Origin of the sequence: Brevibacterium sanguinis (assembly GCF_003315415.1) — a bacterium.
Taxonomy (GTDB): Bacteria; Actinomycetota; Actinomycetes; order Actinomycetales; family Brevibacteriaceae; genus Brevibacterium; species Brevibacterium celere_A.
In genome coordinates, this window is record NZ_QNSB01000001.1 from 118,987 (window position 1) to 142,764 (window position 23,778).

The 23,778-nt window shown below is 70.6% G+C and carries 18 protein-coding genes; 10 read left to right on the plus strand and 8 right to left on the minus strand.

Annotated features, from left to right (window positions below; translation table 11 throughout):
• The first annotated feature begins 2 nt into the window (after nucleotides 1-2).
• Nucleotides 3-857 (plus strand): tRNA pseudouridine(38-40) synthase TruA, encoded by an 855-nt coding sequence (truA, locus tag DFO65_RS00535; RefSeq protein ID WP_113902470.1) that lies wholly within the window; start codon nucleotides 3-5, stop codon nucleotides 855-857.
• Between the two features lie 252 nt (nucleotides 858-1,109).
• Nucleotides 1,110-3,545: a bifunctional metallophosphatase/5'-nucleotidase gene (locus DFO65_RS00540; RefSeq protein ID WP_113902471.1), complete on the plus strand. Its 2,436-nt coding sequence runs from the start codon at nucleotides 1,110-1,112 to the stop codon at nucleotides 3,543-3,545.
• Here the strand turns inward: DFO65_RS00540 and DFO65_RS00545 are convergent.
• A complete protein-coding gene (locus tag DFO65_RS00545) occupies nucleotides 3,536-5,818 on the minus strand; it encodes a hypothetical protein (protein ID WP_245940402.1) in 2,283 nt (760 codons plus the stop codon). The genes DFO65_RS00540 and DFO65_RS00545 overlap by 10 nt on opposite strands.
• On the minus strand, nucleotides 5,815-8,151 hold the full coding sequence (locus DFO65_RS00550; RefSeq protein ID WP_113902472.1) for an alkaline phosphatase family protein: 2,337 nt from the start codon (nucleotides 8,149-8,151) through the stop codon (nucleotides 5,815-5,817). Before DFO65_RS00550 ends, DFO65_RS00545 begins: the two co-directional genes overlap by 4 nt.
• Before the next feature lie 266 nt (nucleotides 8,152-8,417).
• Here DFO65_RS00550 and rplM point away from each other — a divergent pair, with 266 nt between their 5' ends.
• The 3 genes from rplM to glmM all read left to right on the plus strand — a co-directional run bounded on the left by rplM (nucleotide 8,418) and on the right by glmM (nucleotide 10,938).
• Nucleotides 8,418-8,861, plus strand: coding sequence for a 50S ribosomal protein L13 (rplM, locus tag DFO65_RS00555; RefSeq protein ID WP_113902473.1), 444 nt, complete (start codon nucleotides 8,418-8,420; stop codon nucleotides 8,859-8,861).
• Between the two features lie 34 nt (nucleotides 8,862-8,895).
• Entirely contained in the window at nucleotides 8,896-9,399 is a 504-nt protein-coding gene (gene rpsI, locus DFO65_RS00560; protein ID WP_113902474.1) for a 30S ribosomal protein S9, read from the plus strand.
• A gap of 186 nt (nucleotides 9,400-9,585) precedes the next feature.
• Entirely contained in the window at nucleotides 9,586-10,938 is a 1,353-nt protein-coding gene (gene glmM, locus DFO65_RS00565; protein WP_113902475.1) for a phosphoglucosamine mutase, read from the plus strand.
• 10 nt (nucleotides 10,939-10,948) lie between these two features.
• On the opposite strand, the gene phnE is transcribed toward glmM, so the two are convergent.
• The 4 genes from phnE to DFO65_RS00585 all read right to left on the minus strand — a co-directional run bounded on the left by phnE (nucleotide 10,949) and on the right by DFO65_RS00585 (nucleotide 14,804).
• A complete protein-coding gene (gene phnE / locus DFO65_RS00570; RefSeq protein WP_220151218.1) occupies nucleotides 10,949-11,800 on the minus strand; it encodes a phosphonate ABC transporter, permease protein PhnE in 852 nt (283 codons plus the stop codon).
• Nucleotides 11,797-12,621, minus strand: coding sequence for a phosphonate ABC transporter ATP-binding protein (locus DFO65_RS00575; RefSeq protein WP_113902476.1), 825 nt, complete (start codon nucleotides 12,619-12,621; stop codon nucleotides 11,797-11,799). Before DFO65_RS00575 ends, phnE begins: the two co-directional genes overlap by 4 nt.
• Complete coding sequence (locus DFO65_RS00580; protein WP_113902477.1) at nucleotides 12,621-13,532, minus strand: phosphate/phosphite/phosphonate ABC transporter substrate-binding protein; 912 nt, start codon at nucleotides 13,530-13,532, stop codon at nucleotides 12,621-12,623. Before DFO65_RS00580 ends, DFO65_RS00575 begins: the two co-directional genes overlap by 1 nt.
• Nucleotides 13,533-13,649: 117 nt before the next feature.
• A complete protein-coding gene (locus DFO65_RS00585) occupies nucleotides 13,650-14,804 on the minus strand; it encodes a TIGR03364 family FAD-dependent oxidoreductase (RefSeq protein ID WP_181778559.1) in 1,155 nt (384 codons plus the stop codon).
• A 169-nt stretch (nucleotides 14,805-14,973) separates the two neighbouring features.
• Here DFO65_RS00585 and DFO65_RS00590 point away from each other — a divergent pair, with 169 nt between their 5' ends.
• Both DFO65_RS00590 and DFO65_RS00595 read left to right on the plus strand, forming a co-directional pair.
• Nucleotides 14,974-15,747: a GntR family transcriptional regulator gene (locus DFO65_RS00590; protein ID WP_181778560.1), complete on the plus strand. Its 774-nt coding sequence runs from the start codon at nucleotides 14,974-14,976 to the stop codon at nucleotides 15,745-15,747.
• Between the two features lie 88 nt (nucleotides 15,748-15,835).
• A complete protein-coding gene (locus DFO65_RS00595) occupies nucleotides 15,836-16,543 on the plus strand; it encodes a phosphonatase-like hydrolase (protein WP_113902480.1) in 708 nt (235 codons plus the stop codon).
• A gap of 298 nt (nucleotides 16,544-16,841) precedes the next feature.
• Here the strand turns inward: DFO65_RS00595 and DFO65_RS00600 are convergent, their stop codons facing one another.
• Together DFO65_RS00600 and coaA are read right to left on the minus strand one after the other, a co-directional pair.
• Complete coding sequence (locus tag DFO65_RS00600; RefSeq protein ID WP_428844211.1) at nucleotides 16,842-18,698, minus strand: ABC transporter ATP-binding protein; 1,857 nt, start codon at nucleotides 18,696-18,698, stop codon at nucleotides 16,842-16,844.
• Between the two features lie 116 nt (nucleotides 18,699-18,814).
• On the minus strand, nucleotides 18,815-19,852 hold the full coding sequence (gene coaA / locus DFO65_RS00605; protein WP_113902481.1) for a type I pantothenate kinase: 1,038 nt from the start codon (nucleotides 19,850-19,852) through the stop codon (nucleotides 18,815-18,817).
• Between the two features lie 133 nt (nucleotides 19,853-19,985).
• Between coaA and glmS the strand changes: the two genes are divergently transcribed.
• From glmS to DFO65_RS00620, 3 genes are all read left to right on the plus strand, one after another.
• Complete coding sequence (gene glmS / locus DFO65_RS00610) at nucleotides 19,986-21,860, plus strand: glutamine--fructose-6-phosphate transaminase (isomerizing) (protein ID WP_113902482.1); 1,875 nt, start codon at nucleotides 19,986-19,988, stop codon at nucleotides 21,858-21,860.
• 88 nt (nucleotides 21,861-21,948) lie between these two features.
• Nucleotides 21,949-22,356, plus strand: coding sequence for a holo-ACP synthase (locus tag DFO65_RS00615; protein WP_113902483.1), 408 nt, complete (start codon nucleotides 21,949-21,951; stop codon nucleotides 22,354-22,356).
• Nucleotides 22,357-22,496: 140 nt separating this feature from the next.
• Nucleotides 22,497-23,774 (plus strand): M20 metallopeptidase family protein, encoded by a 1,278-nt coding sequence (locus tag DFO65_RS00620; RefSeq protein ID WP_113902847.1) that lies wholly within the window; start codon nucleotides 22,497-22,499, stop codon nucleotides 23,772-23,774.
• Nucleotides 23,775-23,778 lie beyond the last annotated feature (4 nt).

Genomic DNA, 23,778 nt, shown 5'->3' on the forward strand with positions numbered 1-23,778 from the left:
GAGTGCCGCGCTTCCGCATCGACCTCGGCTACCAGGGCACGCATTTCCACGGCTGGGCGAAGCAGCCGGGGCTGCGCACCGTCCAGGGGACCCTCGAGGACGGCCTGGCCCGGATCACCGGCGAGGAGGTGCGCACCGTCGTCGCCGGTCGCACGGACGCCGGCGTCCATGCCCGCCGCCAGGTCGTCCACATCGACCTCTCCGAGTCGGCGATCGAGAAGCTCGTCGCCCGGTCGCGTCGCTCGAGCGAGACCGCGCTGCTCAGCCGCCTCCGCGGAGTGCTGACGATCGGTGACAACCACGATCTCGTCATCCACTCCGTCGCCGAGGCGCCCGACGACTTCGACGCCCGGTTCTCCGCCCTCTGGCGCTCCTACCGGTACCGGCTGGCCGACCACCGTTCGTTCATCGACCCGCTGCTCACCGCGGTGACGCCGCGGCACAAGGGGGAGCTCGACGCCGAGGCGATGGCCGAGGCCGCGAGCGAGGCGCAGGGCCTCCACGACTTCCTTCCCTTCTGCAAACCGCGGGAGGGCGCGACGACGATCCGGACGCTGCACGAGTTCACCGTCGCGCGCGACCGGGACGCGGTGATCACGCTCGATCTGCGCGCCGACGCGTTCTGCCATCACATGGTCCGCGCCCTCGTCGGCGGGCTCATCAGGGTGGGCTCGGGGGCATGGCCGGTGACCCGGCCCGCGGAGCTCCTCGCCGAGGCGGAGGCCGGGGCAGGTGCACAGGTGCCGATGGCCGTCTCGCCCCCGCAGGGGCTCGTGCTCCTCGAGATCGGGTATCCCGCGCCCGAGTTCTACGCCGCGCGGGCCGTGCAGACGATGGCCCGGCGCGACCAGGAGTGAGACCGAGCGTCGCATTCGGTCATCTTGAGAGAATCCCCCTTTCCAGTTGTGTGGATCCTGTGTACATTCACGGGGAGGCCACTTGACGTTCGCCTCGGCAGGGGACCCTGGTCAGGGCCGACCGATCCCGGGCCGCGGCACAGCGCGCTCCACGACCGAGCGGCCTCGGCCGAGCTCGTTCGCCCGGCTCGGTGCGAAGGGCCTGTCAACGACGCGCCCTGCCATCGACGAACCGCTGAAGGACGTGACTGCATGTCGAGACTTGCGACCAGAGCGCTGGCCACCGGCGCCGTGGTGACGATGCTGACGCTGCCGGGACTCGCTCCCGCCCAGGCCGCGCCGCTCGGCGCGGCACCGGGCGAGTCCGCGACGACCGAGGCGCCCGCCGACCGGCAGGCGCCCGCCGACACCCCTGCTCTCGCCGAGCCGGGCACCCGCGTGCAGCTGCTGGGCCTCACCGATTTCCACGGACGGATCGTCGAGGCCGGGACCCAGGTCGCCTCGGTGGTCGAGGAGCAGCGGGCCGACTTCCTCGCCGAGGAGGGGGCAGCGGGCACCGCCCTGCTCTCGACCGGCGACAACATCGGGGCCTCGACCTACGTCTCCTCCTCACAGCAGGACACCCCGACACTCGACGTGCTCAACGCGCTGGGTCTGCAGGCCTCCGCGGTGGGCAACCACGAGTTCGACCGGGGCCTCGACGACCTCACCGGCCGGGTCCAGGCGCACGCGGACTTCGACCACCTCGGCGCGAACGTCTACGAGAAGGGCACCGAGGACGTCGTCGACGGGCTCGACGACTACACCGTCGTCGACGTCGGCGGGGTCGACGTCGCCGTCATCGGCGTCGTCACCAAGGACACGTCATCGCTGGTCTCACCGGCGGGCATCGCCGACATCGAGTTCGGCGACCCCACGGACGCCGTCAACCGGGTGGCCGCGGAGATCGAATCCCTGCCCGCCGACGAGCGGCCGGACATGACGGTCGTCGAGGCCCACCTCGGCGCCTCCTCGACGGACAGCCTCGAGGCCGCCCTGGCCTCGAACCGCGAGTTCAATCGGCTGGTCACCGAGGCCGACCCCTCGATCGACGTCCTCTTCACGGGACACACCCACCTGCCGTACGCGTTCGAGGCACCGGTGCCGGGAGACCCGAGCCGCACCCGCCCGGTGCTCGAGGCCGGCAGCTACGGATCCGTCGTCGGCCGGGTCGAGCTCGTCGCCGAGGCGGACGGGACGTGGACGGCCGAGAGCAGCGAGCTCCTGAGCACGAAGGACAAGTCGTACGAGTCGCCCGTCGTCGCGGAGGTCGCGCGGATCGTCGCCGCCGCCGATGAGCTGGCCAAGGTGCCGGGCTCCGTGGTCGCCGGCACGATCACCGAGGACATCACGCGGGCCTGGGTCCGCGACGAGAACGGCGACCCCGTGCTCGAGGACGGCCGGCCCCTCGACGACCGCGGGGCCGAGAGCACCCTGGGCAACCTCGTCGCCGATGCGCTCAGAGCCGGTGTCGAGGACTCCCAGCTCGAACCCGCGGACTTCGGCATCACGAACCCCGGCGGGCTGCGCACCGACCTGCTGTGCGAGGACATCTACAACGATGAGAGGGAATGCGAGGTCACGGCCGCCGAGCTCAGCGAAGTCCTCCCCTTCGCCAACGACCACGGTGTCGTGACGATGAAGGGCGCCGATGTCATCGGGCTGTTCGAGGAGCAGTGGCAGCCGGCCGGCGCCTCCCGGCCGTTCCTCCACCTCGGCGTGTCGAAGGAACTCGACGTCGTCGTCGATTCCACCGCGCCGGCCGGCCGGCGGGTGAGGTCCGTGCAGGTCAACGGTGAGGAGATCGACCCCGAGCAGGACTACCGGGTCGCGACGCTGAGCTTCCTCGCCGGCGGCGGTGACAACTTCTCCTCCTTCGCCGAGGGCGAGTTCGAGCTCTCGGGGCTCACCGACTTCGAGACCTGGGTCGACCACTTCAACGACTCGAGCCCGGTCGCGCCCGACACCAGTGAACGCCAGGCCGACCTCGCCCACGACGTCATCGCCACCGGCGCCCTGACGGCCGAGCTCGAAGCTCCCTCGGGCGGGATCGCGCCCGGTTCCAGCGCGGACTTCCTGCTGCGCACCGACGCCGAGGCGGAGGTCCCCGGACCCGTGGACGTGACGGTCGACCTGCCCGCCGGCTACTCCGGCCCGCAGACTCTCACCCTCGACTCGATCCCCGCCGGCGGCAGCACGCACGCGGTGCGGGTGACCGCGCCCGCGGGGGCCTCCGGCGAGGCGACGGTGTCGGTGAGCCTGCGGGCCGGGGACGGTCGGTGGTGGGACGACAACCCGCTGCCGATCGCCCATGAGTTCACCGCGACCGCCTCGGTCGTCGGCGCCGGGTCGGACGATGCCGGCGGCGGTTCCGATGGCGGAGACGCGGGTGCCGACGGCGGTGGTGTCGACGAGGGCGGTGCCGATGGCGGGACGGACAACGACGACAGCGCGGCGGGCGGATCGGCGGACGCCGTGGCGGTCGCGGATGGCGCGGATTCCCGGGCAGCGGACGACGGTGTCCGGGGCGACGACCTGCCCCGGACTGGCGTCGAGATGATGAGCACGGTGGCCGCGGCCCTGGCGCTCATCGTCGCCGGCAGTGCGGCGATCGGCATGGCCCGGCGCCGGAGAAGCGCCTACGTCTGAGTCGGCTCGTCCGTCCCGGTGAGGGGTGTGGTCCCACCGTCGGATGCGCCTTCCCGGGCGGGGGCCGGCCCCTCGGGCCGGACGGAAGCGCCCCCACCGCCGGATGCGCCCTCCCCGCGGGCGAGGGCACTGGTGCCGAACGCCTCGAGGTGGACGATGACCGGAACGAGGAACAGGATCCCGACGGCGGGGACGACGATTCCCGAGTCGTTGATGATCGTGCCCACGGCCAGGAGGATCGCCAGGCTGATCATCGCCGCACGCAGCAGCGGGATCCTGTCGTAGGTGTCGCGCAGCCCGGTGAGCGAGAACCTCTGCGGCATCAGGGCCAGCCAGAACACGCCGATGATGATGAGCGGCAGGATCACGGTCATCCACGACTGGGTGAGGATGTCGATGTTCATCCCGATCTTGCGGGCGAGCACCGCGAGCGCCTCGCCCCCGAGCACGGAGTCGAAGAACCGGCCGAAGTGGGTGCGCTGGTTCGCGGGCCGCAGCCAGTCGAGGACGAGCACGATGAGCATGGCGATCCCGGCGATGCCGACGGTGAGCACGAGGCGCTTGAGCGAGAACCGGATGCCCGCGGCGGCGAGGACCAGGTAGGCGACGCCGACGATGAGCGTGGGCACGGAGCCGAACTTCGTGCCCAGGCCGGGGGCGGCGAGCAGCGCGCACGACGCGAGGACGGGGAGGGCGACGATGAGGACCCGCCACAGCGGGCGCGTCGTCAGCGAGGCGAACCCGGCGACGCTGAGCAGCAGCGCGCAGCAGTAGAGCGCGAGCGCCGAGTTCCCGATCCCGTAGAACCGTGAGGCGATGAGCAGCGGCTCGCCGAGCAGCGTCGACATCTGCAGCTGGGAACCGGTGACGACGTCGTAGGCGAGGACCGCCACCGTGGCCACGGACACGAACAGCACGGGACCCAGGCGCAGTCGTCGCCACGGTCCCACGAGGGCGAGCACGCCGAGGATCAGCGACCAGCCGCACAGGGCGCCGAGCATCGCGATGTCCGGATTCGTCGCCCTCTCCCACGGCACCGTGTTGACGAGGTACGTCGAGACGGGCAGCGCCGCGAAGACGATCCCCAGCCGCAGCGCCCACGAGGTGACGAGGTCGGGGTTTCTCCTGCGCAGCAGCCAGCCCAGACCGAGCAGCCCGACCATGAGGGAGGCGACGACGGGGAAGAACCACGTCGAGATCTCCTGCTGCGTCTTCACCGCCACCTGACGGTCGAGGACCGCCTGATAGCGCGACTCCCACGAGCCCGGGGACGAACCCACGGTCATCGGCGCCCCGGCGACGTTGCCCATCGCCTCCCCGCCGCTGTGCGCGACGAGGGTGGGGGCCAGGTCGGGGACCTGCACGAGTCCGGGCTGCCGGGTCGAGCTCGAGGTGAGCAGGCCGGGGGACTGCCCGGGCGCGGCCATCATCGTCGCCTGCATCGATGAGCCGTCGGTGGTCGCGCCATCGGCGATCGACGCGAAGACGATCCGCGTCGACCCTCCCTCGGCGCTGGGGTCGCCGGGGCGCTCGAGCCACCCGGTGCTCGTGAGGATGTCGCCCACGCGCTCATCGAGGTTCCGCAGCGAGTAGCCGTCGGCCGCGGTGTTGCCGAGGTCGACGAGGGTCAGCGCCCCCGATGCGGAGGACTCGGCGACCCGCTGTCCGAGGTCGTCGCCGATCGGCGCCCAGGCCCCGGTCAGCCTGCCCTCCGGGTCGGCGGCCCCGATCGCGGCGCCGGGCCCGAAGGCGCGAACGGTCGGAACCGCCTCGGCGAGGGCGCCGAGGGTGGCGTCGTAGTTGTCACCGCTGGCCACCTGCCGGTAGACGTCCCAGTCGGCGACCCAGCCGTCGAGCGGGGGCAGCGGCTCCCGGCACTGCGGCCGCTGCTCGTCGGCGGCCCGGCGGCCGGAGCCGAGCGCGAGCCACCCGTCGACCGGACAGCTCGTCGCGCGCACGCTGCGCGGGGTCATGGTGCCGATCGAGGAGATCTGCATGAGCGACCACAGGTTCGGCGTCGTCCGCGGGTCGAGGTCCTCGAACGTGAACCCGGAGACCCCGATGACGATCGGCGCTCCTGTCTCCGCGGCGCTCCCGGAGGACTCCTCCGCCGAGGTGGGGGCCGGGGAGCCATCCGCCGAGGAAGGGGACTGGGCGAAGGCGGCGGGGGGCAGTCCGAGGACGATGAGGGCGGCGACGACGAGCCCGATGAGGCCGCGGACGGTCGCGGGTCCCCTCCGTCCGGTGCTCCGGTTCTTGGCCGGCCGGATCATGGACTGACCGCCGTGGCCCCCGGACCGGCATGGTCGGCACCTCGCCCGGTCGTCGCATCGTCCGGGGCGCGCCGCCCCGCGCCCAGGCCCTCGGCGCTCAGCGCCAGCAGGAAGGGCAGGAGGACCATCGCACCCGTCGACGGGACGGCGATGCCGGAGTCGGTGAGGACGAGGCCGACGGCCAGCCCGGTGACGGCGGCGAGGAAGCCGAAGTGCACGTCCTCGTCCTCGAACACCTCCGGCAGCCGTCCGCGCCACGTCCCGGTGAACCGGACGAGGGAAGGGAAGCGCTGGACGCGCGGGAAGTGGAGCAGGTACCTGAGGAAGAAGAGGATCGCGACGACGGCCAGGGGAGTGACGATCGCCAGGGCCGGATTGATCTGGATGATGTGGAGATTGGCGGCGAGCTTCCTCCCGATCACCCGCAGCGCCTCACCGCTGACGAGCTGGTCGAAGAACGCCCCGAAGTGGGAGCGGGAGCCCGGCGGGCGCAGCCAGTCGAGGAACGCGATCCCGAGCAGCACCGCGAGTGAGGCGAGCCCGATGAGTGCGAGGCGCAGCAGGGAGAGCCGGATGCGGGCGACGAGGGCGAGGAGGACGAGGAGTCCGGCCAGGGTCGCGATCGTCCCCCCGAACTTCGCGCCCCAGGAGGGATTGCCCGAGACGAACACGGCGGCGGCGCCGGCGACGACGGGCACGGTGATGGCCAGTCGGGCATGGCCGCCCGCGCGCAGTCGTGAGATCGCCAGTCCGAGGAACACGAACAGGCTGACGATGAGCACCGCGGCGCCCTGATTGCCGAGACCGTAGAACCGGCCGCCGACGATCGGGTTGTAGCCCAGCAGCGAGTTCCCCTGCAGTCGTGAACCCGTGACGAGGTCGACGGCGATGACGAGCACGCTGGTCAGCGCGAGCGCGGCCACCCGCCCGCGCCACGTCCGTCCCCACGGCGGCAGGAGGCTGGCGCCGAGCATGAGCGCGCTGCCGACGGCCACGGAGATGCCCAGTCCCAGCTGGGGCAGGTCGAACCGGGCCCACGGGAACAGTCCGGCGAGGAATGCCCCCATCGGCACGCTCGCGGCGACCAGCGACATCCAGGCGAGGAGCACGTGGACCCGGGCCCCGCCTCGGCGGGTGACGACCGCCGCGGTGAGCAGCACCCCGCAGAGGACGAACAGGCAGTAGAACATGACGTCGAGGAGGAGGGAGAAGGTCGACAGGCTCTGGTGGATGGTCGCGGCCTTGCGCGCGTCGGTGACGAGGTCGGCGAGGCGGTCGGCGGGGTCCGCGTCCGAGGCCGTGACGTCGAAGCTGATCCCGCTGGGGGAGGGGACGTCCATGAGGTTGAGGATCCCCGGCGCCAGGTCGGTCAGCTGCAGGAGCGCGGGGGTGCGGGTCGTCGTCGAGGTCACGGTGCCCGGTTCGATCCCGGGCCCGGACATGACGAACCCGCGCAGCCGGGGCACCGCCGAGCTGTCGCCGAGCCCGGCGACGACGATCGTCGGCTCGGCGCCTCCGCCGGACTGCGCCGAGGCGCTGCGGAGGTCGTCGAGGTGCTCCCCGAGCAGTCGGTCCGCGGCGGCGACCCTCACGCTGCGGTCGAAGTCGACGGGCACCGTGTAGGAGGTGTCGGGCAGCGGATCGGTCAGCCAGGTGTGGGAGCCGACCGAGCCGAGGTCGACGATGCCGAGCCGGCAGTCGCTGCCGGCGGCGTCGGTCGTCAGGTCGCGCACGACGCCCTCGGCGTCGGCGACCGCGTAGGCGGCGCCGGGGCCCTCGGCGGCGACGCACGCCTCGAGGCCCGGCGGCGGCGGCGCCTCCCCGACCGCGCGGGCGAGCATCCCGTAGTCGACGGCATAGCCGGAGCCGGCATTCGGAGCGGTGACGGACCCGAAGTCCTCCAGGGTCGCCTCGGCGCCGGTGAGAGCTTCGTCACCCGGGTCGATGAACGGCGGGCAGCTGGCCGGGGTCTCGGCGTCGCTCGGGCCTCCCGCGGTCGCCCGCGCGCCCGACCCCAGGGACAGCCACGCCGAGGCGGGGCAGGTGTTGGGTCCGATGGTGCGGACGTTGAGGTTGGCCGCGGCTCCGTCGGCGACGAGCGAGTAGAGGTGCGGAGTCAGCTCCGGGTCGATGTCCTCCATGGTCAGGCCGGGTATCCCGAAGACGACGACCTTGCCGGGGGCGGCGGCGGGTTCGGGTTCGGCGTCCGCGGCGGCCGGGGCCGACCACGGGGCCGGGGCGCCGAGCGTCATCGCGACCAGTCCGAGAAGCAGTCCCAGCACCAGGATTCTGCGTGCGGGAAGGCGGGGGTCTCGGCTGGATGTCTGCGGCACACGTCCATAGTATCGGGAGTGGAATCCGCCCGTTCTGGCACCGCGCTGGGCGTTTGCTCCGGGGCTCGGGCAGCGTGTATATTTGATTGTCGTTGTGTGTGTTCGTCATGCTCCCTTGCATAGCCTCATGCGTTGCAGGCCCGTAGGTGAGGGGATCACGTGGACGAACGTACTCGATTCAAGACAATCAGTGTCTCGGCTCATCAGACTCACGACCGGATGAGCCCGGCGGCGCTGCACCATGAGATACGAAAAGAAGGCTACTTTTGCGTACGTACACACCCAAGCCCGGCGATGTCCAGCGCCAGTGGCACGTCATCGACGCCACTGATGTCGTGCTCGGTCGCCTCGCCGCCCAGGTCGCACGCCTGCTGCGCGGCAAGCACAAGGTGACTTTTGCACCCCACGTCGATTCCGGCGATTTCGTCATCATCATCAACGCCGACAAGGTCGCGTTGACCGGAGCGAAGCTCGAACAGAAGCGCGCCTACCACCACTCGGGCTACCCGGGTGGTCTGAAGAGCGTCAACTACGCCGAGCTGCTCGCCACGAACCCCGAGCGCGCAGTCGAGAAGGCTGTCGCCGGTATGGTCCCGAAGACTCGTCTCGGACGTGCCCAGATGCGGAAGCTCAAGGTGTACACGGGTGCCGAGCACCCGCACTCCGCCCAGAATCCGCAGCCGTACGAACTCAGCCAGGTAGCGCAGTAAGCGCGCTCAGGCTCTAGACCTACCGAGGAGAACCGTGGCTGAAACCGCCAACGCGCCAGAAGTCGAAGAACTGACCGAATACACCTCCGAGACCCCCGCATCCGCAGGACTGGGCGACCAGACCGCCGGCGGACGCGGACAGTCCCTGACCGCCCCCGGCAACGGAGTCGGCCGTCGCAAGCAGGCCATCGCTCGCGTGCGCCTCATCCCGGGCTCGGGTGAGTGGACCATCAACGGACGCACTCTCGAGGAGTACTTCCCGAACAAGCTCCACCAGCAGCTCGTCAACGAGCCGTTCCGCCTGCTCGACCTCGAAGGACGTTTCGACGTCGTCGTGCGCATCTCGGGTGGCGGGCCGTCCGGACAGGCCGGTGCCGTGCGTCTGGGCATCGCCCGTTCGCTCAACCAGATCGACGCCGAGTCGAACCGTCCCGAGCTGAAGAAGGCCGGATTCCTGCGTCGCGACGCCCGCGTCAAGGAACGCAAGAAGGCCGGTCTCAAGAAGGCCCGCAAGGCGCCTCAGTTCTCGAAGCGCTGATTCACGCTGCTTCGGCTGCGCATGGTCTGCAACGAGAAGCGCAGTCGGGCGGCAGTTCCGGCATGACGAACACGACAATGCGGCCCCGAACCGGATTCGGGGCCGCATTCGTGCATTCACGCTCCGCACCGCCTCGGCGAGGGAATGCACTAGGATCAACGCATTGATTGCGGAAAGGACTCATCCATGACACGGCTCTTCGGCACCGATGGGGTGCGAGGTCTCGCCAACCGCGACATCACCGCGAAACTGGCGCTCCAGCTCTCGGTCGCCGCCACCAGAATCCTGTCCCGGCAGTGGACCGGGGACAAGCGACCGTTCGCCGTCGTCGGCCGCGACACCCGCGTGTCGGGCGAGTTCCTGTCCGCCGCGATCAGTGCGGGAATCGCCTCGGCGGGAGTCGACGTCCTCGACGCGGGCATGCTGCCCACGCCCGGCGTCGCCCGCGTCGTCAAGGACACGGGGGCGGCCTTCGGCGTCGTCATCTCCGCCTCGCACAACCCGATGCCCGACAACGGCATCAAGTTCTTCGCCGCCGGCGGCACGAAGCTCGACGACGCGGTCGAGGACGAGATCCTCGAGATCCTCGACGCGGACTGGGACCGGCCCACCGGTGCGGACGTCGGCAGCATCTCCCGCTATCCGGCCGCCGCCGACGAGTACACCGAGCATCTGGTCCGGTCGATCGCCGGGGAGCCGCGCCGGCCCCTGTCCGGGCTCAAGGTCGTCGTCGACTGCGCCCACGGCGCGGCCTCCGTCGTCGGTCCCGCCGCCCTCCGGCAGGCCGGTGCCGAGGTCATCGTCACCGCCGCCGAGCCCAACGGCCTCAACATCAACGACGGCGTGGGCTCGACCCACCTCGAACCGCTCCAGCGTCTCGTCGTCGAGACCCAGTCGGACCTCGGCGTGGCCTTCGACGGCGATGCCGACCGCTGCCTGGCCGTCGACGCGCTCGGACGCGTGGTCAACGGCGACCAGCTCATGGGGATCCTCGCGATCGGGCTCAAGGAGCTCGGCGAGCTGAAGAACGACACCCTGGTCACGACGGTGATGTCGAACCTCGGTCTCAAGCTCGCGATGGACAAGTACTCGATCCGCACCGTGCAGACCGCCGTCGGCGACCGGTACGTGCTCGAGGGGATGCTCGCCGGCGGCTTCGTCCTCGGCGGAGAGCAGTCCGGGCACGTGCTCATGCTCGATCACGGAACCACCGGCGACGGCGTCCAGACCGCCCTGCACCTGATGAAGCGGATGGCGGACTCGAAGCGGACGCTCGCCGACCTCGCCGCGGAGATCCCGCAGCTGCCGCAGGCGCTCGTCAACGTCTCCGGCGTCGACAAGCACCGGGTCGACCATCCCACCGTCGCCGCCGAGGTCGACGCGGTCGAGACCGAGCTCGCCGGCACCGGGCGCGTCCTCCTGCGCGCCTCGGGCACCGAACCGCTCATCCGCGTCATGGTCGAGGCGGAGACGGAGGACGCCGCCCAGGCGCAGGCGGCTCGCCTGGCCCGGACGGTCAAGACCCACCTCGCCCTGTAGAGAGCCTCCCTCAGAGGGCGAGCTTCTTGCGCACCCCGGCCGAGAACAGGTCGACGGCGATGATGAGCACGAGCACGATGAGGATGTGCGTGAGCATCGCGTCGAACTGGAACGACTTGATCGACTGGTTGATGAGCAGGCCGATCCCGCCGGCGCCGACGAGGCCGAGGACCAGGGACGAGCGCACGTTGACGTCGAAGCGGTAGAGGAGCAGACCGAAGAGCTGGGGGATGACCTGCGGGAAGGTCGCGTTCGCGACGATCTGCGTGCGGTTCGCCCCGGCGGTCCGCAGCGCCTCCGAGGGGCCCGGGTCGATCTCCTCGATCGCCTCGGACCACAGCTTGGCCATGACGCCGGTGTTGTGGACGATGAGCGCGAGGACGCCCGGGAAGGGGCCGAGGCCCACCGCGGTGACGAAGATCAGCGCGAACACGATGTCCGGGACCGCGCGGAGGAACGACAGGATCGCCCGCGAGACCTGGTAGACGACCGGGTGCGGCGTCGTCGTCCGGGAGGCGAGGACCGCGAGGATCGCCGAGGTGGGGATCGACAGGGTGGTCCCGAGCAGTCCGATCCACAGGGTGATCCCGGTCGCCTGGAGGCCGGGCAGCAGCGTCTCGGACCAGCTGAGGTCCGGCGGGAAGGCCTCGGACAGGAAGTTCATCATCCCCTCGCGGCCCTCGGCGAGGGTGACGAGGGAGAACTCCGTCTCCCGGATCGCCACGACGTGGAGGAGGACGATGACGACGACGGCCGTGCCCAGCTGCCAGCCGCCGAAGCGGCGGGTCGGGGGATCGAGGCGGGGGCGGCCGCTGTCGCTGGTGCGCATGCCGGACGTCGAGGGCTCTGCTGTCGTGCTCATCGGGCGTCCTCCGCATACAGTCGGCTGATCTGGTCCATCGAGATGTCGACGGTCGGGGAGTCGAGGACGATGCGTCCCGACTGGAGACCGATGACGTGGTCGGAGAACTCGCGTGCGAGGTCGGGCTGGTGGAGCACGGCGGCCACAGCCAGTCCCTCGTCGTGGGCGAGGCTGCGCAGCAGCTCCATCACCGAGCGCGCCGCCTGTGGGTCGAGCGCGGCGACGGGTTCGTCGGCGAGCAGCACCTTGGCGCCCTGGCACAGCGCCCTGGCCACGGCGACCCGCTGCTGCTGTCCGCCCGACAGTGTTCCGGCCCTCTGCGCGGCCCGGTCGGCCAGCCCGACGCGGTCGAGTGCCTCCATCGCCTGCCGGCGGATCGCCGCGGGGTAGAACCAGGGGTGGATCGAGCTCGCCAGGCTCATCCTCGCCAGAGCCCCGGTGCAGACGTTGTCGAGCACCGTGCGCCGGCCGACGAGGTGGATCTTCTGGAACACCATCGCCGGACCAGCGGCACCCTCGGCGAACTCGATCGTTCCCCGCTGGTGCCCGGCGAGGTTCGCCACGGCCCGCAGGGTCGTCGACTTGCCGGAGCCGTTGGCGCCGAGGAAGGCGAGCAGCTGACCGGACCGGGCGGTGAAGCTCACGTCCTCGAGCACGGTGCGCTCACCGTAGGCCACGGCCAGCCCGCTGACCGTGAGCAGGGCCGGGCCCGCCTCGGCGGGAGCGGAGGAACCGGGAGCGGAGGGTCGGGGACCGGAGGATCCGAGGGAGGTGGTGGAGCGGGACGCCGCATGGGCGGCGATGGTCGCGGTCGTCGACATCAGACGTCCTCCTCGGTGAGATTCATGGTCGTGGCCAGGTCGAACATCGGCTGGTAGTCGTCCTTGGTGACCTCGACCAGGGGTCCGGGAGGAGTGACGTCGAGGAACGCCGCGACCTTCTCGATGTCCTGCGTCGGCAGGTTGAGCAGGGCCTCCTTGACGGCCTTCTTGAACTCGGGATCGGCGTCCTCGGCGACGGTGATGGGGTCGTTGGGGATCGGCTCGGAGGTCCAGATCTGGCGGAACTGCTCGGGATCGAACGTGCCCTCGGCCTCGGCGGTGCCCTGGGTCTGCGAGTTGATCTGGGCGGCGTCGACGCTGCCGTTGGTCAGCGCGAGCAGGGCCTCGGGGTGCCCGCCGGCGTAGTTGAGGTTGAGGTCGTCCTCGGCGATGCCCGCCTCGGCGAGCGCCGATCTCGGCAGAACATCGCCCGAGGTGGAGCCGACGCTGCCGAGCGCGAGGTCCTTGCCGCGCAGATCCTCGAGCGTTTGGATGGGCGAGTCCTTGGCGACCCAGATGCCGCCGGTGTAGGAGCTCAGCGCACCATCGGCGGTGCCGAAGGACACGAGGGGCTCGGCTCCCGCGCGCTCGGAGGCGAAGACGTAGCCCAGCGGCCCGAACTGCCCGAGGTCGAGCTTGCCGTTCTGCATCGCGAGCACCTCGGCCGAGTAGTCCTCGAGGACCTGGACCTTGACGGGGCAGTCGAGGGACTTCGACAGGGACTCGGCGACGACCTGGTAGGCCGGCTCGAGCTTCTTCGGGTCCTCGAAGGGTTCGATGCCGAAGTTGATCTCCCCGTCGGGGCAGGTCGGCGAGGCGTTGGCGGCCTCGGTCGAGCAGCCGCTGAGGACGAGGGGGGCGGCAACGGCGGCCGCGGCGAGAGCGGAGAGGGTCAGACGTGAGCGTTTCATGGTGATCCTTTGCGGAGGCGTTCGGTGGGGCGGATGCGGGACGGCTGTGGTGCGGGAGGGCGGCTGCCGGCCGCGGGTGCGCGATGGCGAATCCGCGGCTCGTGCGGCGCCGGGTTCTCATGCGGCGGCGTGGGTCTTCGGGCGGAGGGCGGTCAGGGTGCGTTCGGCGAGGCCGAACGCCACGGTCATCCCGATGCCCGTGGCGACGGTGGCGACGGTGGTGCGCTCGTCGATCGTCTCGACGATGAGCGGACGCGCCGAGGAGGAGGCGTAGACTCCCTGCCACCTCTGCCGGATCTCGAAGTCCCCAGGCCCCGAGAGGCCCAGCACGCTCGCCGCCTCGGTGAGCAGGGACCGGCTCGTCTCCTCGGAGAGGAAGGGGCCGACCGTTGCCGCGTAGTCGTGGGAGTCGCCGAGGATGATCGAACCGTCGGGACGGGGGCCGAACATGACGTTGGCCCCGATCTCGAGCAGCTCGGGGCTCTCCGCGGCGATCGACTCGCGCAGGGCGCGGGCGGCGGGCATCGTGGAGAACGCGTCGTAGCGCAGCAGCGAGGTGCGCGAGAGCATCGCGGCCGGGGTCCGGATGTGCTCCGGGGTCGTGGCCAGCGCCATCGACAGGGCGCACTCGGTCATCTCCGCCTCCGCCGCGAGGTCGGGGAAGAGCCCGGGCAGCCCGTGCCCGGTGCAGATGACGACGTGGTCGGCGGTGAAGGTCCCCGCCGTTGACTCGACGCGGCCCTCGGCGACGGAGAGGACCCTGACGCCCGTGCGCAGCTCGGCCTGCGGATCGGCGGCCACGTGCTCGGCGAGCAGGGGAGCGGCGGTACGGGGATCGACGCGGAGGTCGCGGGTGAGGAAGGCGCCCCCGATCGCGTCGCCGAGGCGGGTGCGGCTGCCGGCGGTGATCCGCTCGGCCAGCGCGGTGGAGTCGAGGAGGACGATGTCGCCCGGCTCCTTGGTCTCCCGCGCCTGCTCGAGGACGGCCATCTGCTCGTGAGAGGAGGCGATGACGTAGGCGCCGGAGCCGGCGGCCCAGAAGCCGGCCTCGGAGGAGGCCGCGAGCCAGTGCTCCCGGCCGGCGTCGGCGAGTTCGGCGAACTCACCGATCTGCCCGGTGATGCAGCAGTGGCCGAAGTTGCGGATCGAGGCACCCGAAGGGGTGGCGTCGGCGTCGAGGATGCGCACGCTCAGTCCCCGGCGCAGCGCCGCCCGGGCATGGGCGAGGCCGATGATGCCGGAGCCGACGACGAGGATGTCTGTGTGGTTCATGGTTCGACCATGCAGTGCCGGGAGCCGGTGGAACAAGCCGAGAGGGCACATGTATATATATGTTGTCCGTTCGTTCATCTTCGTGGCTCGGACGCTGGATTCTGTTCATTCTCTGTTCAGTTCCTCGTCCCTGACCGGGCACTTCCGGTGGTCTACGATCGAACATGTGATGACAAGTTCCCCCCATCCGGCAGACAGGCCGCGCGCCCTCCACGAGAAGATCGGGGAGGCGCTGCGGGCGCGGATCGCCGACGGCAGCCTGGCGATCGGTGCGCCCGTGCCGAGCGAATCCGAGCTGTGCCGCGAGTTCTCCGTCTCCCGCGGTCCTGTGCGCCAGGCGCTCTCGGCTCTGCGCGCCGAGGGCATCATCGCCGGAGGGCGGGGCGCCGTCGCCCGGGTGGTCGGCTCCGTGCCGACGCAGTCGCTGACGAGCTTCCTCTCGTTCACCGAGTGGGCCAACTCGACGGGACGCCGCCCGGGCCAGCGGACCGTCGAGGTGGCGAAGCGGGTCGCCGGGGATGAGGCGGCGGCCCTGCTCCACCTCGAACCGGGAGAGCCGGTCGTCGATCTGCTGCGGCTGCGGCTGCTCGACGAGGAGCCGGCGATGATCGAGCGGACGAGCTTCGCCTACGACATTGGCCGGCACCTGTTCGACTTCGACACCGACGCGGGATCGATCTTCGCCCACCTCAGCGCGTGCGGGATCGACCTCGTCGCCGCTCGGCACACGTTCGACGCGGTTCCCGCCGACGACGTCGACGCCGAGCTCCTCGGAGTCGGAGTCGGCACGCCGCTGCTGCGCGAGCGGAGGCTGACCTCGACCTCGGCGGGACGTCCCGTCGAGTACTCCGACGACCGCTACCTGCCGGGGAAGGTGACGTTCACGGTCAACAACACTGTCGCGGCACCGAACTCCGTCATCCGACTCATCCCCGAGACCTGAATCCAGCGGTCCCGGCCCCACCCCGGACCTGACCTGACACCGGACCTCAACCGGCGCTTCCGCGCGCCCACCGACCCCAAGGAGAGACATGACCAGCATCGCACTCGCCGCCTTCGACATGGCGGGCACCACCCTCGACGAGCACGGCGACGTCTACCGCGCGCTGCAGCGCAGCGTCGAATCGACCGGCACCGCGGTGTCGGCCGAGGACCTGCAAACCTGGATGGGCGCGGACAAGGTCGAGGCCATCCGCAACCTGCTGCGCCTCGGCGGCCATGCCGGCGACGAGGCGACGGTCTCCGAATGCTTCGACCTGTTCCGCCGGCTCCTGCGCGACTTCTACGCCGCCAACCCGCCGACCCCTCTGCCCGGGGTCGAGGAGGCGCTGCGCGCGCTCCGTGCCTCCGGCGTCAGGGTGGCGCTGACGACCGGCTTCTCCACCGATGTCGCAGGTCTCCTGCTCGACGGCCTCGGCTGGTCGACCGGTGAGGGCGGGAACCTCGACGCCGTCGTGTGCTCGGACGAGGTCGCGGCGGGCCGGCCCTACCCCTACATGATCCACCGGGCGATGGAGCGGACGGGAGTCCAGGACGTTCGGTCGGTGCTCGTGGCCGGTGACACGATAGTCGACGTCGAGGCCGGCGTGGCCTCCGGCGCGGGCATCGTCCTCGGGGTCCACACCGGCAAGCTCGGTCCCGAGGACTTCGCGCGGACCGCAGCGACGGCCTCCCTGCCGTCCGTTGCCGAGGTGCCCGCCCACCTCGGTCTCGATGCGGAGGTCGCCGTCGCCCGCTGAACCGGGGGGCCGACGAAGATCATCCTTCCGGGGGATGACGCGGCCCGGACCCGCTCCCTAGAGTTTCAGGGGTGTCAGTCCGTCGAGCCGAAAGTGAGATGCATGGAGAAACTCAGCTGATCGCAGTGCTACCCTCAATCACCACTGATCCCCACAGAGGCCGGTCCCCATCCGGCCACCAGCGGGCAATCCCAGCTCCCGACGTCCCCATGGGAGGGCCCGCCGCCGCGCACCCGACCGAGCGGGATCCCCACCCAGGGCCGCGCCCGAGGCCTCCCCGGCCTCGCGCCCATCGCCGTCAGTCGGCGGCGAACTGGGTGGCGTAGAGCTCGGCATACCGGCCTCCCAGGGCCAGCAGCTGCGCATGTGTGCCGGACTCCACGATCCGACCGGCCTCGACCACGAGAATCGTGTCGGCCTGCCGGATGGTGGAGAGCCGGTGCGCGATGACCAGAGCCGTGCGCCCCGTCATCGCCTGCGTGAGAGCCCGCTGCACTGCCGCCTCGTTCGTCGAGTCCAACGCCGAGGTCGCCTCGTCGAGGACGACGATCTCCGGGGCGGCGAGCAGCATCCGCGCGATCGTCAGCCGCTGCCGCTCCCCGCCCGAGAGCCGGTAGCCGCGCTCGCCGATGACCGTGTCGAGGCCGTCGGGCAGCGCCGCGATGACATCGTGGAGCTGAGCGCGGTCGATGGCCTGCCACAGCTCCTCATCCGAGGCGCCGGGCTTCGCGAGCGCGAGATTCGACCGGATCGACTCGTGGAACACATGCCCGTCCTGGGTGACGACGCCGACGGCCCGACGCAGATCCGAGAAGGACAGGTCCCGGACGTCAACGCCCCCGATCGTCACCGACCCCTCGGTGACGTCGTAGAGCCGGGGCAGCAGGGAGGCGATCGTCGACTTGCCCGCGCCGGAGGACCCGACCATGGCCACCGTGTGACCGGCCGGGATCGTGAAGTCGAGCGAGTGGAGGACCTCCTCGCCGCCACGGGCGTCGAGGACCGCGACGTCCTCGAGGCTGGCGAGGCTGACCTTGTCCGCACTGGGGTAGGCGAAGCTGACACCCGTGAACCTCACGTCCAGCCCTCCTCGGGGCAGGGGCTTGGGCGCGGCCGGCTCGGTGATGAGCGGTTCGACGTCGAGGACCTCGAAGACCCTCTGGAAGCTGACGACAGCGCTCATGATGTCGAGGCGGGCGTTGGCGAGCATCGTCAGCGGGGTGTAGAGGCGGGTGAGCAGCAGGGCCAGGGTCACGACCTGACCGGCGTTGAGGTGGCCGAGCACCGCCTGCGCTCCGCCGATCCCGTAGACCAGGGCCAGCGCCAGCGCCGAGACCAGGGTGAGCGAGGAGACGAACGTCGACTGGAGCATCGCGACCTTGACGCCGACGTCGCGGACCTGACCGGCGCGCCTGCCGAACTCCTCGGTCTCCGCCCGCGGGTCGCCGAAGAGCTTGATGAGGGTCGCCCCGCCGGAGGAGAAGCGCTCCGTCATCTGCGTCGACATGTCGGCATTGTGCTCGGCGGCCTGGAACTGCAGGGACGCGAGCTTGCCGCTGAGCAGCCGGGTGGGGATGATGAACAGCGGCAGGAGCAGGATCGACAACGCCGTGACCTGCCAGGAGATCGACACCATGACGCCGACGGTGAGCGCCAGGGAGACGACGTTCGACACGATGCCCGAGAGGGTGTTCGAGAACGCCCGCTGCGCGCCGATGACATCGGAGTTGAGGCGGGAGACCAGGGCACCCGTGCGGGTGCGGTTGAAGAACGCGATGGGCATCGTCTGCACGTGCTCGTAGACGGCGGTGCGCAGATCGAAGATGAGGCCCTCGCCGATCCGCGACGACATGTACCTGTTGGCGATGGTGATCGCCGCGTCCGCGATCGCGAGCAGGCCGATCGCCACCGCGAGGGTGACGACGGTGCCGAGCGGCCCGCCGCCGGTGATCGCATTGACGACGTCACCGGCGAGAACGGGGTTGAGGACCCCGGTGATCGCCGAGGCGACCGACAGGGTGAGGAAGACCGCGATCCGCTTCTTGTGGCGCTTCGCGTACTGGAGGATGCGCCGGTAGGTGCCCGGCTGGATCTCCGTCTGCGGGGTCTTGCGGTTCGACACGGCGGTGCGCATCATCGAATGCGCGGACTGCATGGTCACATCGGCCTCTTTTCCTCAGGTCATCACCACCAACCCGCGCATGAGGCGATCTATTTCCGAATCAGCTCTCGGCGTACCCGGCCTGCGCTCCCGCCCGCTGGAGGAGGGCCTCAGAGCTTGCGCAGCTGGACCTTGCGGATCGTGTGGTCGGCCGACTTGTGGAGGACGAGATCGGCGCGTCCGCGACTGGGCAGCACGTTCTCCCGGAGGTTGGGGAAGTTGATCGAGTCCCAGATCTCCGAGGACAGGGTCACCGCCTCCTCGTCGCTGAGCTTCGAGTACCGGTGGAAGTAGGAGTCGGGGTCCTGGAACGCGCCGTGCTTGAGGGCGAGGAAGCGGGTGATGTACCACTGCCGGATGTCCCGGGACCGGGCGTCGACGTAGACGGAGAAGTCGAAGTAGTCGCTGATCGCCAGGCCCACCGTCCCGTCGCTGCGGGGTCTGGCGGGCTGGAGGACGTTGAGGCCCTCGACGATGAGCACATCGGGGGAGCGCACGACCACCTCGGCGCCGGGGACGATGTCATACGTGTGATGCGAGTACACCGGGGCGCGGACCTCCTCCGACCCCGACTTCACGGCCGAGATGAACTGGAGCAGGCGCCGCCGGTCGTACGATTCGGGGAATCCCTTGCGGCCGGTCAGTCCGCGGCGCTCGAGCTCGGCGTTGGGGTAGAGGAAGCCGTCGGTGGTGATGAGCTCGACGCGGGGAGTGTCGGGCCAGCGGGCCATGAGCTCGCGGAGCACACGCGCCGTCGTCGACTTGCCCACCGCGACGGAGCCGGCGACGCCGATGACGAAGGGCGTGCGGGTGGCGTTCTGCGGTTCGAGTCCGGCCTCGTGGAGTGGGGAGAAGAACTCGCGGGCCAGCTCATGCTTGCTCTGCCGGGCCGAGACGTAGAGGTTGAGCAGGCGGGAGAGCGGGAGGTAGACCTGTGCCACCTCGTCGAGGTCGATCCGGTCGCCGAGGCCCCGGAGGCGTTCGATGTCGCGCTGCTTCAGCGGCAGGGGAGTGGACTGGGCCAGGGTGCCCCAGACCTCGCGGTCGAACTCCCAGAACGGGGAGGTCGGCTGGTCGTCGGTGCGGCGTCGGGGGCTGAGTCCGGCGAGGCGACGGGCACGGTCGAGGTGCGGATCGACTGATGGCATGGGCCAATTGTGTCATGCGTCATGCGCGGGCCGACCGCGACCTGTCGCGCCGCCTGGTGCCCTGCGTCACGTCCGGTGTCACCTGGGATGGCGCTGAGCGCGGCGCTTGACTTGATTGCATAGAATTCCAGGCATGTGTGGAATCGTAGGTTATGTATCCAGGACCGCCGTCGACGGCGCAGACCATACGGCGCTCGATGTCGTGCTCGGCGGCCTCAAGAGGCTCGAATACCGCGGATACGATTCCGCCGGCGTCGCCCTCGTCTCACCCGAGGGTGAGCTCCTGTCGGCGAAGAAGGCGGGCAAGCTCTCCGCCCTGCTCGATGAACTCGACGCCGCGCCCCTGCCGGCCGCGCAGGTCGGCATCGGCCACACCCGCTGGGCGACCCACGGCGGACCGACCGACGTCAACGCCCACCCGCACCTGGCCGACGGCGGGAAGCTCGCCCTCATCCACAACGGGATCATCGAGAACTTCGCCCAGCTCAAGGCCGATCTCGTCGCCGAGGGCGTCGAGTTCGCCTCCCAGACCGACACCGAGGTCGCCGCCGCCCAGCTCGGCAAGAACTACCGGGCCACGGGCGACCTCAGCGAGGCGATGCGGATCACCGCGACCGAACTCGAAGGCGCCTTCACCCTGCTCGCCGTCCACGCCGACGTCCCCGACACCGTCGTCGCCGCCCGCCGCAACTCGCCGCTGGTCATCGGCCTCGGCGAGGGGGAGAACTTCCTCGGCTCCGACGTCGCCGCCTTCATCGACTACACGCGCAGCGCGGTCGAGATCGGCCAGGACGAGGTCGTCACCATCACCCCCGAGACCGTCGCCATCACCGACACCGAGGGCAACCCTGTCGAGGGCGTCCGCTTCGACGTCGACTGGGACACCGCCGCCGCCGAGAAGGGCGGGTTCTCCTCGTTCATGGACAAGGAGATCCACGACCAGCCGCAGGCCGTCGCCGACACCCTGCTCGGACGCCTCGACACCGAGGGCCGGCTGACGCTCGACGAGATGCACATCGACGAGACGGTGCTCAAGACCGTCGACAAGATCGTCGTCATCGCCTGCGGCACCGCCGCCTACGCCGGGCAGGTCGCGAAGTACGCGATCGAGCACTGGTGCCGCATCCCCGTCGAGGTCGAGCTCGCGCACGAGTTCCGCTACCGCGATCCGGTCGTCAACGAGAAGACCCTCGTCGTGGCCGTCTCCCAGTCCGGAGAGACGATGGACACGATCATGGCCGTGCGCCACGCCCGCCAGCAGGGCGCGAAGGTCATCGCCATCTGCAACACCTTCGGCTCGACCATCCCGCGCGAATCCGACGCCGCGCTCTACACCCACGCGGGACCCGAGATCGCGGTCGCCTCGACGAAGGCGTTCCTGTCCCAGGTCGTCGCCTGCTACCTGCTCGGCCTCTACCTCGCCCAGCTGCGGGGCAACAAGTTCCGCGACGAGATCGGCGTCATCCTCTCCGAGCTGCAGGCGATCCCGGAGAAGATCCAGGCCGTCCTCGACGTCGGCAAGGAGCAGGTCCTCGAGCTGGCCCGTCGCAACCAGGACGTCGAGTCGGTCCTGTTCCTCGGCCGCCACGTCGGCTATCCCGTGGCGATGGAGGGCGCGCTCAAGCTCAAGGAGCTCGCCTACATCCACGCCGAGGGCTTCGCCGCCGGTGAGCTCAAGCACGGTCCCATCGCGCTCATCGACGACGGTCAACTCGTCATCATCGTCGTCCCCAGCCGCCGCGGCCGCGACTCGCTCCACGCCAAGGTGATCTCCAACATCCAGGAGGTCCGGGCCCGCGGAGCCAACACCGTCGTCATCGCCGAGGAGGGCGACGAGGCCGTGCGCGACTTCGCCTCCGAGGTCATCTACGTCCCCGAGACGACGACCCTGCTCGCGCCCCTGCTCACCACGGTCCCGCTCCAGATCTTCGCGATGGAGCTGGCGACGGCGAAGGGACTCGACGTCGATCAGCCCCGCAACCTCGCCAAGTCCGTGACGGTCGAGTAGGACGGTCGAGCAGGACGATCGGACACGGGGACTCAGGGCCGGGTGCACTCGCACCCGGCCGGGCAGCGACGGGAGTGAGGGAAGAGCCATGGCGATCCTGGGAATCGGCACGGACATCGCCGACGTGCCGCGCTTCGCCGAGCACATCGAGCGCGTGCCCGAGCTCCTCGACCGCCTGCTCACCCCGGCCGAGCAGCTCAAGCGCAACGGCAAGCGCCGGACGGACGCCTCCCTGGCGGCGCGGTTCTCCGCCAAGGAGGCCCTGAAGAAGGCGATCGGCTTCCCCGGGTGGCTGCCCTGGCAGTCCGCCGAGGTGGTGCCCGCGAGGTCCGGGGCGCCGAGCTTCCGCCTGTCCGGGCTCGTGCTCGAGCACTTCCGGGCCATCGGCGGGGAGCGCCTCCACCTCTCGATCACCCACGACGCGCATCTCACGATGACATTCGTCATCGCCGAGGGCAGCGGAGAATCGCTGAGCCCCGGCGTCGAGTGGGACTGACGCCGGTCACCGCGACACGCACCCCCACCTCGGCGGGGGACGGGGAATAGACTCGCGGTATGAGTCTGTCGTCCGATCCCTCCGCCCCGCAGCCCACCGCCGCCGATCCCGGCGCTCCCGGTCCCTCCGGCTCCCGGCCCATGACGGCCCGGCTGCCGACGGTCGAGGACGCCGCGGAGATCGCTCCCGGCATCATCGACCTCCGCCGGTCCCTCCACGCCGCCGCCGAGGTCGGCCTCCACCTGCCGCGCACCCAGGAGCTCGTGTGCGAGGCGCTCGCCGGGCTCGACCTCGAGATCATCCGCGGCCGCGACCTGTCCTCGGTCGTCGCGGTCCTGCGCGGGGGCCGCCGGCGCCCCGACGCCACCGGTGAGGTGCCGGCCGTGCTGCTGCGCGGCGACATGGACGCCCTGCCCGTCAACGAGGCGACCGGCTTCGAGTTCGCCTCCACCTCGGGGCGGATGCACGCCTGCGGGCACGATCTCCACACCGCCGGCCTCGTCGGCGCCGTCGAGCTGCTCCACCGCGTCCGCGACAGCCTGCCCGGTGACGTCGTGTTCATGTTCCAGCCCGGCGAGGAGGGCTTCAACGGCGCCGGAGTGATGATCGACGAAGGGGTCCTCGACGCCTCTGGCTCCCGGGTGCGCGCGGCCTACGGCATCCACGTCTCCGCCGACCAGGACCTCGGCGTGGCGTACTGCCGCCCCGGCCCCTACATGGCGGCGTTCTCGAGGATGCGGATCATGGTCCGCGGCAAGGGCGGGCACGCCTCCCGGCCGCACACGGGTCTCGACCCGATCCAGGTCGGCGCGATGCTCGTCGGACAGCTCCAGGAGTTCGTCACCCGCCGCTTCGACATCTTCGACCCGCTCGTCATCACCGTCGGTCAGTTCAACGGCGGCACCGCCGCCAACGTCATCCCCGACCACGCCGAGCTCGTCGTGAGCATCCGCACCTTCTCCGACGAGGTGACCGACCGCGCCGAGGCGGAGCTGCCGAAGCTCGTCTCGGACCTCGTCTCCGCCCACGGACTCGAGGCAGGCATCGAGTACGAACGGGTGCTGCCGCCGACGATCAACGACGACGACCATGCCGAGTTCTTCCTCTCGACCTTCGCCGACCTCTTCGGTCCCGACCGAGCGGTCGTCAGGGACAACCCGATCCCGGGTTCGGAGGACTTCTCCCGAGTGCTCGCGGCCGTGCCGGGTGCCTACGGGCACATCGGTGCGGCGATGCCCGACCTGCCGGTCGCGGACCGTGAGTCCAACCACTCGCCCCGGGCCCGGCACAGCGATGCCGCGCTCGCGGACCAGGCACTGTTCCTCGCGCACCTGGCCGGACGCCGCCTCGCCCGGCTCGCCGAGGAGGGCTGCGGGGACGCGAGGCCCGTCGACCCGCTGCTGCGCCGGGAGCGCTGACCGA

Coding starts and splice junctions, on each gene's coding strand:
- DFO65_RS00540 (WP_113902471.1), top strand. CDS start 1,110: ATGTCGAGACTTGCGACCAGAGCGCTGGCCACCGGCGCCGTGGTGACG.
- DFO65_RS00545 (WP_245940402.1), bottom strand. CDS start 5,818: ATGATCCGGCCGGCCAAGAACCGGAGCACCGGACGGAGGGGACCCGCG.
- glmM (WP_113902475.1), top strand. CDS start 9,586: ATGACACGGCTCTTCGGCACCGATGGGGTGCGAGGTCTCGCCAACCGC.
- phnE (WP_220151218.1), bottom strand. CDS start 11,800: ATGAGCACGACAGCAGAGCCCTCGACGTCCGGCATGCGCACCAGCGAC.
- DFO65_RS00575 (WP_113902476.1), bottom strand. CDS start 12,621: ATGTCGACGACCGCGACCATCGCCGCCCATGCGGCGTCCCGCTCCACC.
- DFO65_RS00580 (WP_113902477.1), bottom strand. CDS start 13,532: ATGAAACGCTCACGTCTGACCCTCTCCGCTCTCGCCGCGGCCGCCGTT.
- DFO65_RS00585 (WP_181778559.1), bottom strand. CDS start 14,804: ATGAACCACACAGACATCCTCGTCGTCGGCTCCGGCATCATCGGCCTC.
- DFO65_RS00590 (WP_181778560.1), top strand. CDS start 14,974: ATGACAAGTTCCCCCCATCCGGCAGACAGGCCGCGCGCCCTCCACGAG.
- DFO65_RS00595 (WP_113902480.1), top strand. CDS start 15,836: ATGACCAGCATCGCACTCGCCGCCTTCGACATGGCGGGCACCACCCTC.
- DFO65_RS00600 (WP_428844211.1), bottom strand. CDS start 18,698: ATGCAGTCCGCGCATTCGATGATGCGCACCGCCGTGTCGAACCGCAAG.
- coaA (WP_113902481.1), bottom strand. CDS start 19,852: ATGCCATCAGTCGATCCGCACCTCGACCGTGCCCGTCGCCTCGCCGGA.
- glmS (WP_113902482.1), top strand. CDS start 19,986: ATGTGTGGAATCGTAGGTTATGTATCCAGGACCGCCGTCGACGGCGCA.
- DFO65_RS00615 (WP_113902483.1), top strand. CDS start 21,949: ATGGCGATCCTGGGAATCGGCACGGACATCGCCGACGTGCCGCGCTTC.
- DFO65_RS00620 (WP_113902847.1), top strand. CDS start 22,497: ATGACGGCCCGGCTGCCGACGGTCGAGGACGCCGCGGAGATCGCTCCC.